The organism is Pediococcus sp. M21F004 (genome assembly GCF_051122535.1).
Taxonomy (GTDB): Bacteria; Bacillota; Bacilli; order Lactobacillales; family Lactobacillaceae; genus Pediococcus; species Pediococcus inopinatus.
The window spans coordinates 536,278-552,332 of record NZ_CP177314.1; the positions used below are offsets into that span (position 1 = coordinate 536,278).

The 16,055-nt window shown below is 37.6% G+C and carries 17 protein-coding genes and 1 other annotated feature; of the genes, 2 read left to right on the forward strand and 15 right to left on the reverse strand.

The annotated features are described in order from the left end of the window. Window positions 1-26 precede the first annotated feature (26 nt). The 7 genes from udk to ACLHK8_RS02825 form a co-directional block, all read right to left on the reverse strand. Window positions 27-686 (reverse strand): uridine kinase, encoded by a 660-nt coding sequence (gene udk / locus ACLHK8_RS02795; RefSeq protein ID WP_063697201.1) that lies wholly within the window; start codon window positions 684-686, stop codon window positions 27-29. Window positions 687-703: 17 nt separating this feature from the next. Then, window positions 704-1,825, reverse strand: coding sequence for an endolytic transglycosylase MltG (mltG, locus tag ACLHK8_RS02800; protein WP_063697199.1), 1,122 nt, complete (start codon window positions 1,823-1,825; stop codon window positions 704-706). Window positions 1,826-1,922: 97 nt separating this feature from the next. After that, window positions 1,923-4,346: a phenylalanine--tRNA ligase subunit beta gene (pheT, locus tag ACLHK8_RS02805; RefSeq protein ID WP_063697197.1), complete on the reverse strand. Its 2,424-nt coding sequence runs from the start codon at window positions 4,344-4,346 to the stop codon at window positions 1,923-1,925. 8 nt (window positions 4,347-4,354) lie between these two features. Then, on the reverse strand, window positions 4,355-5,401 hold the full coding sequence (pheS, locus tag ACLHK8_RS02810) for a phenylalanine--tRNA ligase subunit alpha (RefSeq protein WP_057772513.1): 1,047 nt from the start codon (window positions 5,399-5,401) through the stop codon (window positions 4,355-4,357). Between the two features lie 51 nt (window positions 5,402-5,452). After that, window positions 5,453-5,662, reverse strand: a binding site (T-box leader). Between the two features lie 45 nt (window positions 5,663-5,707). Continuing rightward, window positions 5,708-6,058: a winged helix-turn-helix transcriptional regulator gene (locus tag ACLHK8_RS02815; protein ID WP_057772511.1), complete on the reverse strand. Its 351-nt coding sequence runs from the start codon at window positions 6,056-6,058 to the stop codon at window positions 5,708-5,710. Window positions 6,059-6,088: 30 nt separating this feature from the next. Continuing rightward, window positions 6,089-6,589 carry a hypothetical protein gene (locus ACLHK8_RS02820; protein WP_057772509.1) on the reverse strand — a complete coding sequence of 167 codons (501 nt, stop codon included), beginning with the start codon at window positions 6,587-6,589 and terminating at the stop codon, window positions 6,089-6,091. Between the two features lie 123 nt (window positions 6,590-6,712). Beyond that, complete coding sequence (locus ACLHK8_RS02825; protein WP_057772507.1) at window positions 6,713-7,489, reverse strand: TrmH family RNA methyltransferase; 777 nt, start codon at window positions 7,487-7,489, stop codon at window positions 6,713-6,715. A gap of 169 nt (window positions 7,490-7,658) precedes the next feature. Between ACLHK8_RS02825 and ACLHK8_RS02830 the strand changes: the two genes are divergently transcribed. After that, window positions 7,659-7,931 carry an acylphosphatase gene (locus ACLHK8_RS02830; protein WP_057772506.1) on the forward strand — a complete coding sequence of 91 codons (273 nt, stop codon included), beginning with the start codon at window positions 7,659-7,661 and terminating at the stop codon, window positions 7,929-7,931. A 73-nt stretch (window positions 7,932-8,004) separates the two neighbouring features. Then, window positions 8,005-8,934: a membrane protein insertase YidC gene (gene yidC, locus ACLHK8_RS02835; protein WP_320531868.1), complete on the forward strand. Its 930-nt coding sequence runs from the start codon at window positions 8,005-8,007 to the stop codon at window positions 8,932-8,934. Window positions 8,935-8,986: 52 nt separating this feature from the next. Here the strand turns inward: yidC and ACLHK8_RS02840 are convergent, their stop codons facing one another. From ACLHK8_RS02840 to rsfS, 8 genes are all read right to left on the reverse strand, one after another. Beyond that, window positions 8,987-10,516, reverse strand: coding sequence for a HAMP domain-containing sensor histidine kinase (locus tag ACLHK8_RS02840; RefSeq protein ID WP_320531869.1), 1,530 nt, complete (start codon window positions 10,514-10,516; stop codon window positions 8,987-8,989). Further along, window positions 10,513-11,199, reverse strand: coding sequence for a response regulator transcription factor (locus ACLHK8_RS02845; protein WP_046871247.1), 687 nt, complete (start codon window positions 11,197-11,199; stop codon window positions 10,513-10,515). Before ACLHK8_RS02845 ends, ACLHK8_RS02840 begins: the two co-directional genes overlap by 4 nt. Window positions 11,200-11,401: 202 nt before the next feature. Further along, on the reverse strand, window positions 11,402-12,820 hold the full coding sequence (gene gndA / locus ACLHK8_RS02850) for an NADP-dependent phosphogluconate dehydrogenase (RefSeq protein WP_057772502.1): 1,419 nt from the start codon (window positions 12,818-12,820) through the stop codon (window positions 11,402-11,404). A gap of 145 nt (window positions 12,821-12,965) precedes the next feature. After that, window positions 12,966-13,148 carry a 50S ribosomal protein L32 gene (rpmF, locus tag ACLHK8_RS02855; RefSeq protein ID WP_057772501.1) on the reverse strand — a complete coding sequence of 61 codons (183 nt, stop codon included), beginning with the start codon at window positions 13,146-13,148 and terminating at the stop codon, window positions 12,966-12,968. A gap of 61 nt (window positions 13,149-13,209) precedes the next feature. After that, the gene (locus ACLHK8_RS02860) at window positions 13,210-13,755 is read right to left on the reverse strand and encodes a YceD family protein (protein WP_063697192.1); all 546 of its coding nucleotides are present in this window, start codon (window positions 13,753-13,755) and stop codon (window positions 13,210-13,212) included. Window positions 13,756-13,829: 74 nt separating this feature from the next. Beyond that, on the reverse strand, window positions 13,830-14,951 hold the full coding sequence (locus ACLHK8_RS02865) for a nucleotidyltransferase (protein WP_320531870.1): 1,122 nt from the start codon (window positions 14,949-14,951) through the stop codon (window positions 13,830-13,832). A gap of 8 nt (window positions 14,952-14,959) precedes the next feature. Beyond that, window positions 14,960-15,694 (reverse strand): class I SAM-dependent DNA methyltransferase, encoded by a 735-nt coding sequence (locus ACLHK8_RS02870; protein WP_320531871.1) that lies wholly within the window; start codon window positions 15,692-15,694, stop codon window positions 14,960-14,962. Then, complete coding sequence (gene rsfS, locus ACLHK8_RS02875; RefSeq protein ID WP_323707327.1) at window positions 15,691-16,050, reverse strand: ribosome silencing factor; 360 nt, start codon at window positions 16,048-16,050, stop codon at window positions 15,691-15,693. The genes ACLHK8_RS02870 and rsfS overlap by 4 nt, the downstream gene beginning before the upstream one ends. Between the last annotated feature and the right edge of the window lie 5 nt (window positions 16,051-16,055).

The following is a 16,055-nucleotide window of genomic DNA, read 5'->3' on the forward strand; positions in this document are numbered from 1 at the left end:
ATGAAGTAATCCGCTTGTAAATACTATTACTCACGAAAAATATTATCGCGACCTTCTTGAGAAAGAATATCCTTAATTTTCGTGGTTAATAAGTCAATAGCCACGGTATTCGCCCCACCTTCTGGAACAATTATATCCGCGTAACGTTTAGTTGGCTCAACAAATTGATGAAACATAGGCTTCACCGTTGCTAAATACTGTGAAATAACCCAGTCAAGTGTCCGTGCGCGTTCATTAATGTCACGCTCAATCCGCCGAATGATGCGAATATCATCGTCTGTATCAACATAGACTTTAATATCCATTAAATCTCGCAACCGTTTATCGTCTAAAATTAGAATTCCTTCTAAAATAATCACATCTCGTGGTTCTTGATGAACTGTTTCATTACTTCGAGTTAGTTTTGTGTAATCATAAACTGGTTTTTCGATAGCTTCATAATTCAACAACATTTTTAGCTGATCAATCAGCAAATCCGTGTCAAAAGCTAACGGATGATCATAATTAACCGCAGCTCGTTCGTCCATTGTCATATCAGCCTGATCTTTATAATAAGAATCTTGCTGAATTGTCATGATGGAATGTCCTGAAAGGTTGTTATATATCTTACGGCTAACGGTTGTTTTGCCACTTCCCGAACCACCAGTCACCCCAATTAGAATAGGACGTTTTTCCTGTATTTTCATAAAACTAACCTCATTTATTATTTATTACTTGGGTCTTGACTTGCCGCATTTTCCAAATGTTCATCGTACGTTGCTGAAAAATAAATCTTCCCTGTTTTCAAATTGGCAACAAAATAGAGATAATCTTTATTTCGTGCTTTAGGATGCAACACCGCTAAAACAGAGTCCTCACTTGGATTATTAACCGGACCTGGTCCATACCCATTTTTGATTCTCAAGTTGTAAGGAGATTTACTCTTAAGATCTGTTTTAGTCAAATCAGATCCAAAGGCTTTGTTAACGGCATAATAAACGGAAACATCAGACTGCAATGGCATTTTGACATCAATTCGGTTCAGGAAAACACCAGCAATTTTTTCCCGATCACTTGTTGTGTTTCCTTCCCGTTCAACTAAAGCAGCTAAAGAAAGAATTTCTTGTACGGTCATTTTTTCTTCTTTAATCTTAGAATAATAAGGTTTTAATATCGTATTTTCTTTGGCAACCATCTGTTCAACAACTGTTTTTAAGCTTGTCTTTTTCCCGAGTGAATAAGTTGCTGGATAAAGATACCCTTCAAGGCGATAACGCACATCGGAGGCCTTCATGGCAGAACCTAACAGCTCTGGATATTTTTTATAGAGGGTATTTATAAACGCCTTGTCCTTCATCAACGCAATAAATTGAGCCTGGGTAAAGTCAGACGATTTACTTATTGATTGCCCAACTTCATCAATTGTCTCACCTTCTTTAATCAGCACATATTTGCCTAAAAGAACAGGTGTGGCGCTCCCACCTTTTTGAAGCTTTGTAGCGATTTTGTGAAGACTCATTGAAGGCTTCATAACATAATAGCCGGCTTTGAAGTTTGTTAAGTTATGCGATTTTACGTAATAATTAAACACCGCACCGCTTTTAACAACTTTCTTCTCCTGTAAAATAGAGCCAATTTGACGTGTTGAAGAACCTTCTGGTACATTGATTTGAATTTGTTGCTTACTATCTGGATTCAAAGGTTCTAAAGCATCTGAAAAATAATGAAAAACAACAAAACCAGTTGCCACAATTACCACTGCCAAAACCGTTACGACCCACCTGATGATGGAATGCCCTTGCGCTTGTGTACGTTTTTCAGCATTCCCGTCTTGATTATTCAAGATTCATTCCTCCGTTCTAAAATCATTATCTGTTATTATACTAAAAACTCGCTCATCATGCATCGTTGGGCTCACATGATTTAAAAGTTCTTACAAATTTCTAGCGAATTTCAACTTCAAAGCTTGTTTTTAGAGCTTCAATTGCTTGTTCAAATTCTTTATTCACTTCATCTTCAGTTAGCGTATTATGTTTATCACGATACGTTAGCGTATAAGCAACAGATTTCTTACCCAAAGGAATGTGTTTTCCAGCATACACATCAAATAGTTGAATCTTTTCTAAATGACGATTTGAAGCCGATTGTAAAGCCGCAACAATTTCAGTATTGGAAATCTTTTGGTCAATCAAAAGAGCAACATCACGGGTAATGGCCGGATATTTAGAAATCGGGTCATAATGTTGAATTTTCTTTGGTGCATCCAATAACATTTGTAAATTCAATTCAAAAACATAAGTTTCAGGAATCTTAAATTGTTTAGCAATTTGGGGATGAACTTGACCAATAAACCCAATCACTTGATCGCCTAAATAAATATCTGCGGTCCGACCTGGATGCATTTCTGGATGCTCTTTACTTGCCACATAACTTACAGATTCCTCGAAATTCAAGTCATGCAAAAGTAAGGTCACAATCCCTTTTAACTGATAGAAATCAACCGGAGCTTCTTTGCCATACCAGTTTTTAGTCTCAAGCGAGCCCGTAATGGCCCCTGCCAAATGTTCAACCTCAGTTGGTCGATCAACATCAGCCGTTCGATAAAATACTCGGCCTTGTTCGTATAAAGCGACATTGGCCTCTTTACGGGCCACATTGTAAGCCACATCATCTAATAAACCACTGATTAAGTTCATCCGCAAAACGGCATGATCGAGACTCATTGGAAAATCAAGTTTTGTTTCTTCGCTTTCTTGCATCATAAACTGTTTTGCTTTTTCAGCAGTAGTTAATCCATAACTCATGGCCTGGTTAAGACCACTGCCTTGTAAAACAGACCGCACACCACGAATAACCTGTTGACTTGTTGTCAAGCGCCCAATTGTAGTTGAACCAGTTGGCAACGTTGATGGTAGATTATCGTAACCGTAAATTCTCGCAATTTCTTCAAGAATATCAGCAGGAATATGAATATCCCAGCGTCTGGCAGGAACCGTAACCACAAAGGTTTCATCTGTAACTTGGACGGTAAATTGAAGACGCTTCAATATTTCAGTAACGTCGTCCACGGATAATTGCGTGCCCAAAACATGATTAACTCTTGTTAAATCAAGGGTTACTTCAACATCTTGTGGCTTAGGATCAACAGCTGATATTTGTTGTTTAACAGCTTTACCGTTTCCAAATTCAGCGCTTAATTCTAGCGCCTCATGAAGAGCATCCGTCACAGTAGCAGGATTAATTCCCCGTTCAAAGCGCATGGAAGCTTCACTATGTAACACATGATAACGCGCCGTTTTTCTAACTTTAATCGAATCAAAAATTGCTGATTCGATCACTACAGTTTTAGTATTATCATCAATTTCAGTATCTAAACCACCCATCACTCCAGCCATGGCAATATTTTTTTCGCCATCTTTAATCATGAGATCGGCCGCTCTGAGCTTTCTTTCTTCGCCATCAAGGGTGACAAATTTGGTTTGGTCTGGTGAGTAGCCAACATGAATTTCTTTAGTCGTTAATTTATCATAGTCAAAAGCGTGTAATGGTTGCCCATATTTCAACATAATGTAATTCGTAATATCAACTACATTGTTAATTGGCCGAACACCAGCGGTCATCAAACGAACCTGCAACCAAAACGGACTCGGTGCAATTGTGATATTTTTAACAATTCCCATTTGATACGCTAAAACATCATCTGGTGCATCAATTTTAATTTTCAATAAATCATCAATAGTATCCGTTTCATCCACAGTTTCTAGCTGACGATGATTTAAAGTGAGTTTTTTATTATAAATCGCACCAATTTCATAGGCATTCCCATCCATACTAAACAGATCCCCACGGTTGGGGGTGACAGATGTATCAATCACATCGTCATCCATACCAAGATAACTATAAACTGGTTCACCAGGTTTTACCCCACTGTCTTCTGGAAATACATAAATACCATTAACATAAGCCTTAGGCACGACTTTTTCGTCAAACCCAATTTCTTGTAAAGCACAGATCATCCCGTTTGATTGTTCACCACGCATTTTGCTACGTTTAATTTTAACGTTGTCTTTAATCCGAGCACCATGTAATGCCACAATGACATATTGTCCCTTGGCTACATTGGGGGCACCACAAACAATCTGAATCGGTTCATCTTCACCCACATCAACTTGGCAAATATTCAAGTGATCAGAATCTGGATGAGGCTTTACATCCAAGGTGTAACCCACAATAATTTTTTTAAGACCATCTTCAGCTCGTGTAACCTGATCGACTTCAACGGCAGTTCTTTCAATTTTTTCAGCGAGGACTTTGGGCTCAACATCAAGATCAAAGTACTCTTTTAACCATTTATAAGAAACTTTCATGTTAGTTGTTATCCTTTCTTTGAAAACTGAGTCAAGAAGCGGACATCATTTTGATAGAAGTTACGAATGTCATCAACCCCATAACGTAACATCGCAAAACGATCTGGTCCAAGACCAAATGCAAATCCACCATAAACTTCTGTATCTACACCAGCCATTCTTAGCACGTTTGGATGTACCATTCCGGCTCCTAAAACTTCGATCCAGCCAGTGTGTTTACATACTGAACAACCTTTTCCCATACAATTAAAGCACGTAACATCTGCCTCGACTGAAGGCTCAGTAAATGGGAAATAGCTCGGACGAAGCCGCACTTCAAAACGATCGCCAAAGAGCTCTTTGGCAAGTGTCTCTAAAGTCCCTTTTAAATCAGCCATTGTAATATTTTTATCAATGACCAAACCTTCAACTTGATGAAACTGATGTGAATGGGTTGCATCATCAGTATCACGACGATAAACAACACCTGGTGAAATCATTTTTAAGGGTCCTTTACTGAAATCATGTTTCTCCATTGTTCTTGCTTGAACTGGAGAGGTCTGACTACGCATCAAAATTTCATCAGTAATATAAAATGTATCTTGCATATCACGTGCCGGATGGTCTTTAGGTAGGTTCAACATTTCAAAGTTATATTTGTCAGTTTCAACTTCGGGGCCTTGAATAACTTGATATCCCATCCCTAAAAAAAGATCCTCAATATTATCAATAATTTGTTGAATCACATGCGGCTGACCTTGAGTAACTGGTTTTCCAGGTAAAGTTACGTCAATTGTCTCGCTCTCTAATTTTTTGGCAGTCTGAGCTGCTTCTAATTCAGCCTTTTTTTCTTCAAGTGCTGCCACAATGTTGTCGCGCACATGATTAGAAAGTTCCCCAACTTTCGGACGTTCTTCCTTTGGAATATCACGCATTCCTCGTAATATTCCCGTTAAAGGTCCTTTTTTACCCAAGATATTCACACGAATATCTTCTAGTCCTTTCAATCCATCCGTTCGTGAAATTTCTTTTAAAGATTTGGCTTTTAATTCTTCTAACTGTTCATGTAATCCCATCATCAAACCTCCTAAAATTTAAAAAACGACACAAAAAAACTCGCCCCTCAAAAAAGGGACGAGTTATCGCGTTACCACCCTGGTTTGTAAACAAAAATTGTTCACACACTTGGCATCAATAACGGCGATTTACCGACTTATTTTTTCAATAAATAACTCAGAAGTGAATTCACTAATGTTGCTTTTTATATCTGATTTCAGTCAAAGCCAGATACTCCCTTTAAAAAACCACTAGTTACTGCTCTTCATCATTGCTTTTCCGACTTAAATATTAGATTAAAAACAGCCAATAGTCAACACTTCTTTTTAATTTTCGCTATCGTACCAACAATCAGCAAATTGGTGAACTGCGCTCATAACTGGGCGTAAAGCCTCACCTTTTTCGGTAAGTTGATATTCAATTAAAGAAGAGTCTTTATAGGTAACTCGATCAACGATTCCCTCAGCTTCCAAACTCTTTAAACGTTCAACCAATACACGATCACTGCACTTTGGCACGCTACGAGCAAGGTCTTTGAAACGTAGTGAATCTTCGTTTAACAAAACTTCAATAATTAAACCGTTCCATTTTTGACCCAAGACAGAGAATGTCCGACTAAACTTGGGACAAAGTGAAAAATGATCAGCGGTACTTGTAGTTTCTAATGCTTCTGACATTGCTCTTCCTCCATTCAAATCCAACTCCGCCTATAGAGCGCGACGTTGCATTTTGTTTAAAAATAAATGTAATTTCTTTTGGACATGACCTAAATATTCCTGGGTTGCTGCGTAATCATCAACAACTGAGACAATCATGCTTTCTTTATACTTCGGAAACGCGATTGTAGCGCCCCACATATGCTTTAAAATAATATCCTTTTCCATCGGTGACAAAGGTGTCAACTTCTCTGCATTTCGCAAAGCGATTCGCGGATGAATATATGCATGGGTACCTAGATCAAACTTGGTTGTGCGCCAATCATAATAAAACAAGTCATGTAACAAACCTGCTCTGGCAACCGCACGAAAGTTAAGGTGTCTTTTTTTGGCAATCAAATAACTTTGATACGATACTGAAATTGAGTGTTGTAAACGGGTGTAATTATGATGCTGCGTATATTCGTCTAATTTTTGAACTTCTTTTGTATTCAATAAATCCGAAACCAAGTTTAAGTACTCTTGATCTTGTTTCCATGCATTTGTTTTCATTAAATACTTCCTTTTCATTATTAATAAATCTAGCTATTAACTTACATTTAGTTAACAACATAATACTCATTAATGGACTAAAAAGCAAAGAAAACACTACCCTAATTTGAAATGTAATCAAATCTAAATATCTTTTAAAGAAAACATCAAAATTCCGGCCGCTACCGCAACGTTTAATGACTCTGCTTGACCTTTAATTGGAATGTATAAGTTGGCCGTTGTCTGAGAAAGCAACTCTTTGGACATGCCATTTCCTTCGTTCCCCATAATCAAGGCAAAATCATTAGTTGCTTCAATTTCTTGATAGCTTTTTGCCTGAGGATTAAGTTCAGTTCCAAAAACAGGAAGATTAGCCTTTCTAAAGCTCTTAACCCACTCATTTAGATCGCCCAAGACAAGGCGAATATGAAATTGACTTCCTTGCATCGCACGTTGAATTTTCGGATTGAAAATATCTGCCGTTCCTTTTCCAAAAACAACGCCCTCAAATCCTGCTGCATCAGCTGTTCGAACCATTGTTCCAATATTACCAGGATCCTGAATATTATCCAGCAATAACCACGCACCTTCTATATATGAGGCAGGTTCTTGAATTTGCCGTTCTTTATTTGGAATCCGTACAATTGCAAAAATACCTTGAGTAGTCACTGTATCACTCAAATGATCAGCAATTTTATCTGAAACCACTACGAGTAAATCATTTGGCACCTCAAACTTTATTTCATCTAATTCATCCTGTGTAGCAACCACATAAACTACATCGGCATCATTTTGAAGAACTTCACTCACTAAATGACGTCCCTCAATTAAGTACATGCCAGTCTTTTTACGCCCTTTTTTAGTCTTTAGTTTTTCCCATTCTTTAACACGATTATTTTGCGTTGATAAAATTGTTTCCATAGTTATCCCCTTATTTAATGTTAGTAGGTCGATAACTTAATCAAACCATACAAATTACTAAATATCAATGTTTCCATCTTTAAAATTACCCTAAAAAAGCGATCAAATTATTTCTTTTCCCTTAGAAATGATAAAATAATATTATGACATTTGAAAGGAAGAGATTTATATGAAGTCAGTTACAATTCAAGTTTTCGGCCGTGTTCAAGGAGTTGGTTTCCGTTACTTAACAAAAATGGTTGCTGACAAACTTAACATTAAAGGCACCGTTGCAAATTTAAACGATGGCTCAGTCTATGTTGAAGCAGAAGGTTCAGAAGATAATTTAAACGAATTTATTAACGCCGTTAAACTATCTCCTTCGCCAAGTGGCCATGTTGAAAAAACAGTAATTAACGACGTGGCCCTGCAAAACTTTACTGATTTTCGTGTTACAAACTAATCAACCATTGAAAAAGCGGCGTCAATCACGTATAGTAGCCGTTGTTAGTTTAATTTGAAAGGGAATGTCTTTAATGAAAAAAATGAAACACCTGAGCACGTTAACAGCTATTGCTGGATTGGCGCTGCTTTTAACCGGATGCGTACAACGAACTAAGTCTGGTAAGCCATATGGCGCTATTTATGATTACCTTGCTGTTCCTACTCAACACGTCATGAGTTGGCTAGCGGAAATGCTTGGTGGTAGTTACGGTTGGGCAATCATTGCCGTAACCTTTATCGTTCGAATGGTACTTTTGCCTATGATGATTAACCAATCACGTAAAGCAACAGTTCAACAAGAAAAGATGTCTTTTGTTAAACCTCAGATGGCAGCAATTCAAGAACGTCAAAAAAATGCAACCACGAATGACGAAAAAGCCGCTGCAAGTCAACAAATGATGAGTTTATACAAGGATAACGGTATTAGCATGACTGGCGGTATGGGATGTTTACCAATCCTAATCCAGTTTCCAATCTTTGCCGCTCTTTATGCGGCAATTCAATATTCTCCAGCATTGGCAAGTGGCGCTTCGGGTAGTATGTTCATGGGAATCAGTCTTGGCAAACCAAATCTAGTTCTTGCAGCGTTCTCGTTCATTATTTACTTGTTGCAAGGCTGGCTTGGAACCTTAGGAATTCCTGCCGAGCAGAAGAAATCTATGATGTCCATGATGATTGTGAGTCCTTTGATGATCTTCTTTGTTTCATTTAAAGCCCCTGCTGGTTTGGGTCTGTATTTCTTCGTTGGTGGAATTTTTGCTTGTGTCCAAACACTAATTATCTATTTCTATCGACCAAAAATTCGCGCATCAGTAGCGGAAGAAATGAAAAAAAATCCACCAAAGGTTGTGATTGAACCTGTAGTACCTGTTGCACCGAAAACGACAGTTACTCCAACTCAAACTCACCACAATAATCGCCAAAGAAATGCTGGCAAACAGCAACATCATCATTCAGATTAATTTTGTAAACATAAAAAAAGGAACTGCAAAAAATTTGCAGTTCCTTTTTTCTCTATTCAATTACATTTGTTTCTTCATCTTCGGAATGTTTATCTGTTTCATGTTGATCAATCGGTAACGTAATTCTAAAAATTGAACCATATCCCACAGAACTTTCAAGCGAAATCTGTCCATGATATCCTTCAACTAAGCGTTGCGCAATTGACAAACCTAATCCATTTCCACCTTTGTCTCGACTACGTGCCTTGTCCACCCGATAGAAGCGATTAAAGACCTTCTTAACGTCTTCTTCTGAAATACCCTCACCGAAGTCTTGAATGGCAATCTGAACGTTGTGCATGTCCTCTGCTGCCGAAATATGAATTTCTTTCCGTTTAGTTGAATACTTCACAGCGTTATCAAGCAAGATAATGAGCACCTGTTCAAGATGATTACGATAAATTTGCACAATTGGGTTTGAATGAACATCACTATCCAAAGTAAAAGTAAATTCAGGATGAATCATCTTAAAATCATTAAAAACTTGGTTAACAACCCGCATAACCGGTGTCTCTTCTTTTGAAAAATGAATTTCTAACTGATCTGCTCGAGTTAAATCAAGCATTTCTTGCACCAAACTCTTCATACGTTTCGTTTCGTCAAGGGATGCCTGCAACGATTCATCCAAAATCTTTGGATCATCTTTACCCCAACGATTCAGCATTTCCATATGTCCTTGAATCACTGCTACAGGTGTCCGTAACTCATGAGAAACGTCTTCAACGAATTGATGTTGCTGGTCAATATAGCGTTGCATTCGATCCAGCATGTCGTTAAAAACAATCGCCAAATCCGATAACTCGTCATTTCTTTCTAAATCAGGAATTCTAAGTTCCGTTTGGGGATCGTCCGTCACCTGTTTCATTGTGTTATTCATCACATTAATGGGTCGCAATAAATACGTGGCAAGTAAATAACCAAAAATTGAAATTAATGCAAATGCCACAATGGTCAAAAGAATCACAATCCAAATAATCTTTTGTTGGGTCCGTTTAACACTTGTTAAGGTATCTACCACTTGGATATATCCAATTAACTCGTTTTTATTATTTCTAATCGGCGATCGCCCAACTAAACCATTAAATTGCCTAGATTTTTCATGCGCGATATTTCGTTTCTCAGGAAACTGAAACTTTTTAGAATCCCGTCTGGTCGCAAATACTTGCTCGCCCTTAAGATTATAAACTGAAACCACAACATCTCGACGCGCCAAATTAGTCAACAAAGTATTATTGTATGGCCGTTCATTCTGATCTGTGTTGCCAATTGAACTATCTGGGCGTAAGTATTTACCAACCGTAATCCCATCAATTTCAGAAACCCTCTGCAAACGGGAATCAACCGAATCAATCGTCGTGTTCACTTGCGTGCGTTCCTGACTAATCATAACCTGCGAAATGCTATTAAATACAAAAAATGAAAAAAAGGTAAATATCAACAGAACACCGACACCCGTTCCGATTGCCCATTTCCATTTTAACGATATTCGCCTTTTAGTTATTCCTGTTTGAGTTGATTGGAAATCAGTTTGTTTCTCACTCACGATCGCATCACGTACCCTGTTCCTCTGACTGTTTGAATATAAGATTGTTCACCAGGACGATCAATCTTATTCCGTAAATAACGCACATAAACATCAACTACGTTTGTCTCAACTTCATTATCAATGCCCCAAACTTCATCTAAAAGAGCATCTCGAGATTGCACAACATTGATATTTTCCATCAATAACAATAAAAGTTGATACTCACGTTTAGTTAAATTAATAATCTTGCCATCACGCCGAGCAACTTGATTTTCTTTTTCGATTGTAATGTCTCGGTAAGTTACCGTTGTTTGTTGAAAGGCCTTTTGTTCGCTTTCAATGTCGATCCGACGCAACAAAGCACGTAAGCGCGCCAATAATTCTTCAATGGCAAATGGTTTAACAATGTAGTCATCTGCCCCATGATCCAAGCCAGAAACCCGATCCATTACTGAATCTCTGGCTGTCATCATAATAATTGGGGTCGTCTTTGCTTCTCTTACTCGGCGACAAACTTCAATTCCGTTCAATTCTGGTAACATTAAATCTAACAGAATGGCATCAAAATTTTTATTTAATGCAGCATCTAAACCTGAACGGCCGTTAAATTGAACTTCTGTTTCATAGCCTTCATGCTGAAGTTCCAATTCAACAAACCGTGATAAACTTTTCTCATCTTCAATAATTAATATCCGACTCATTTTCCCACTCCTAATTGATCATACTTAAGTTATTTTAATCGAGCTTAATACATACAACTCAAAGTTTACCATTAAAATGAGATTTTGCCTAGAATTTACTCACTTTCCTATAAGAAATTCAGGAAAACAAAAAACCTAAACTTGCTAAAAAAGATGTTTGCAATCTTTCAAAACAAATTTAGGTTTAATAATCTAATTAACTTTATTGTTCTTCATACCATGGGAAATGATAAGTTCCCTCACGGTCAACTCGTTCATACGTATGAGCACCAAAGTAATCTCTTTGTGCTTGTAATAAGTTTGCAGGTAAGACTGCTGAACGATAAGAATCATAATAAGAAATTGCAGAAGCAAATCCAGGGATTGGCACACCAGCCTTAACTGCTAGCCCAACAATGTCTCGAACTGATTCTTGATACTTCTTAGCAATATCTTTAAAGTAATCATCTAACAGCAAGTTATCCAATTCAGGATCCTTATCGAAAGCATCTGTAATATTTTGTAGGAAACGTGCACGAATGATACAACCAGCACGCCAAATCTTAGCAATTTCACCAAATTGTAAGTCCCAATCATAATGTTTAGCAGCAACTTTCATTTGTTCAAAGCCTTGCGCATAACTCATGATCTTACTAAAGTATAGTGCCTGACGAATTTTCTCAATTACTTCGTCTTTGTCAAAGCTAACTTTACCTTCAGGCTTAGGAAGCACTTTGCTAGCTGCTACCCGTTCGTCCTTCAAAACTGAAATATAACGTGCATAAACCGACTCAGTTATAAGTGATTGTGGCACACCAAGTTCAAGTGCATTTTGAGAACTCCACTTACCAGTTCCCTTATTGCCACCCTTATCCATAATTAAATCAACGATTGGTTTGTCAGAACCTAAATCATCTTTACGAGTTAAAATATCAGCTGTAATATCAATTAGATAACTGTCTAATTCACCCTTGTTCCATTCGGAGAAAATGTCAGCAATCTCATCAACCGATAGCCCAACCATATTTCTTAACAAGTTGTAGCTTTCGTCAATTAACTCTTCATCACCGTATTCAATACCGTTATGAATCATCTTAACATAATGGCCAGCACCGTTTGGTCCGATGTATGTGACACAAGGAGCGCCATCCTCAGCCTTAGCAGCCATCTTTTCAAAGATAGGGGCAACTAAGTCATAAGCCTCTTTTTGACCACCAGGCATCATTGAAGGACCCTCTAAAGCACCTAACTCACCACCAGAAACACCTGTACCGATAAAGTTAATCCCAGAATTATCTAATTCAGCATTTCGACGCATTGTGTCTTCAAAGAAGGTATTTCCACCATCAATTAAAACATCACCCTTGTCCAAATGTGGTAATAATTCTGCAATCACTGCATCCGTTGGTTTGCCAGCCTTCACCATCATCATAATCCGACGAGGTTTTTCAAGTGAATTTACAAAATCTTCAATTGTATAGCTTGGAACCAAATGTTTTTCTGGATGATCAGAAACAACTTTTTCTGTCTTAGAACCTGTTCGATTATATATTGCAACCGTGTAGCCGCGGCTTTCAATGTTAAGGGCTAAATTCTTACCCATAACTGCCATGCCGACTACCCCAATTTGTGGTTTATCCATGTTGCTGCCTCCTAATATTTAGTTCGTACTAATCGTAACAAAAACGCTAACAAAGTTAAAGCCATTCAATTCAAAATTAATTTTTTGACAAAATAAAAAGCAGGAAAAACCATGGCTTTTTCCTACCTTTTGATAAATAATCTAATTATTTACTTTTAACATCCATAACTTGCTTGCCATCATAAAATCCACAGCTTGGGCAAACACGATGTGAAACTCGTAATTCACCACAATTTGGACATGGTGCCAAACCTGGAAGTTGTAATTTGATATGTCCACGACGATTACGTTTGCGTGATTTTGATGTTTTTCTTTTTGGTACGGCCATCAATAGCACCTCCTTTAAGAGAATTACGGTTTCCCGTTATTTTTTATGTCTTACGTTAAAACTACTTAGATTCAGAACTCTCTGAGTTAAATAAGTCTTTTAGTTTAGCAAGACGTGGATCAACATGATTAGTTTGCGCCTTTTCAGCATCCTGTTCGGAAACAACTTCCCAATCATTGCCACTTGGCATTGGTTCGTCGCCTGTTTCTTCCTCAGGTGCGAAAACTTGCATCGGAATCTGCAAGATAATATTATCAGCTACTGCTCTAGAAAAGTCAATCTGATCATCTTCAATAGGCAAAACCGTTTCTTCTGGACCAAAACGATCCAAGTTTGTTCCCTCAACCGCATAGTACTCACTGATTGAAAAATCCAAATTCAAATCAACCAGTTTTAACGAACGCGAAGATGGTATCACAATTTTCCCAGTAACTTTAGCTGAAACTAATACTGCATCCCGATCTTTAATTGCATACCCATCAACTTTGATTAACGACGCATCTGAAATACCAAATGATCGATTAATCAAATCTTCTTTTAAGTCAAGATTCTCATTAAAATGGAGGGGTTCTCTGTGTTTCATAAGATCAGAAAGTGACCAATTCATCTAAAAACCTCCTAATGCAACGAATGTAATTATACCTGTGCAAAAAATCTTTGTCAATGGAAATTCCTTGACAGTCAGGGAAAAATAATTGGTTTCCGGCCAATATTTTGCTCTGTATGACTAATTAGACCATAAATATTGTCTGCTCGCAGAGTTGTTTGATAGTTGATAGTCATTTGATTTTGACCAATCTTGCTTAGTAACGGCAACTCTAATTTAGCCAGTCGATGCAGCAGTTGTTGCCCATTTTCATTAAAACCCAACACCCTTAAAACGGCCGGCTGGTTCAGCATTTGCGAATCCTTTAAATTTAACACAATCGCCAAACAAAGTCTTTGTAAATGTGTATAAGTATAGCGTTTGGACTTCATTTGTGACAAAAATGATGCCATGTCAGAACTATTATGAATCACTTTCTTAAAACGAAATTCAAGTCCTTCTGACATTCCATAAATATTTTTCAATGTCATTTCAGATTCAGTAAGAATACGATATTTTAAGAACGGCCATAGTTTTGACCAATCTATCACAGTCCCTGATAAATCTGTTTTAGTTTGGTCTGGAATAAACTTTTGATAATTAGATAAATCTTCTAAACGGGCGCGCCGAATAGCGGAGGCACTAGTAATATGTTCAAAATCTAAAGAAAGTTCATCATGCCCAGCCTCTTTTCGCATAACCGGTAATAACTGCATTGTGGTTCCAATCTGTTGAGCAGCACGAAAATAGTTAAAGGCTAAAATGTCGTTGGCACTTTTTAAATCCACACCAGTCTTTTCACGTAATGCCGTAAATAACTGACTGGCAAAATTTTGCGTAAAAGATTTAGTCGTCAGTTTTAGTTGTTGAGCCTCTTTTGCCAACATTTGATAATCCACTTGAGGATGCTCACTACCAAATACCAAATAATCACTCTCAATGAGCGTTGCCATTTGAACGGCTCCAAATGCAAAAAGATGCGCGGCCTGCATCGAAACATTAATTGGCAATTCAATCACCAAATCAGCTCTTCCTGAAAGGGCCTCTCGGGTTCTTTTCCACTTATCGACAATTGCTGGTTCGCCACGCTGTAAAAAATTTCCGCTCATAAAAACCACTAAAACGTCTGCATGTGTCAGTTTTTTAGCTTGATCTAAAAGATATTGATGCCCATTGTGAAACGGATCAAACTCTGCAATTACGCTACAAATCTTCATCTGATCACCTACTTTATACACTCAAAAAACCATCGGGTACTTTCATCGTTAATTTCTGCTTTTCCAAAATCACTTGAATAGCTAATTTTGCTAAAACCAACTTTTTTTAACAGGTCTACATAAGTTTCAAGTTCATAAGTACGCTCATGATGTAATTCATTAATTTTACTATATTGCTCTTTATCGCTATTTTTCACGAAAAAAGTCAGATCATGTTCGACACTATGAGGTTTTTCTGTTTGATAGGTGGTCCACAGAAAAGCCTGTTGATCATCTACATAATTGTACATATATCCTGGGTAAACCTCATCCGTTTGATAAGGAGAAATCACATCAAACAAAAATTTTCCCTTAGAACTAAGATGTTTAAAGACTTCGGCTAAACATTGTTTCAAGGCAGTTTCATCAGGTAAATAACAAAGAGAATCTGCAAAACAAGAAACGACATCATATTGGTCAAGTTCACTTAAATCCAGCATATTTCCCTGCACTAACGGAAGCTCAACCTCTGCGTCATGCGCGTGCTCATCAGCTAAAGCTAACATTTCTTCTGATAAATCAAATCCAGATACTTGATAGCCCTCCTGAATTAATTTTACAGCTAAACGGCCGCTACCACACGCCAAGTCTAACCAATTTGCACGCTTGTTTTTTTGCCGTTTGGAAACAAAACCCAGCCATTGATCATACATAGCTGGATCCATTAAATCGTCATATAGTTTTGCAAAAGTTTGGTAAATCATGCTTCAAGCCATGGCTTAACGTCAACTGAAGTAGCTTCAGACCAAAGCTTTTCCAAATTATAGTATTTACGCTGATCTGTTTGAAAAACATTGACGATTACGTCGCCTAAGTCAATCAAAATCCATTCAGCTGCGCGTTGACCTTCAGTATGGCGAATTGTCACGCCGGCTTTTTCGTTTTGGTCAATAATTTCATCAGCAATCGCATCAACCTGTCGATTTGAATCTGCATTCATGATGACAAAATAATCTGCCAAAAGACTGACATTTTCCATATCTAAAGCCACAATATTTTCAGCCCGTTTGCTATCTGCTGCTTTTACCGTTGTTTCTAAAATTTCTTTGATTTCTGTCACTGAAT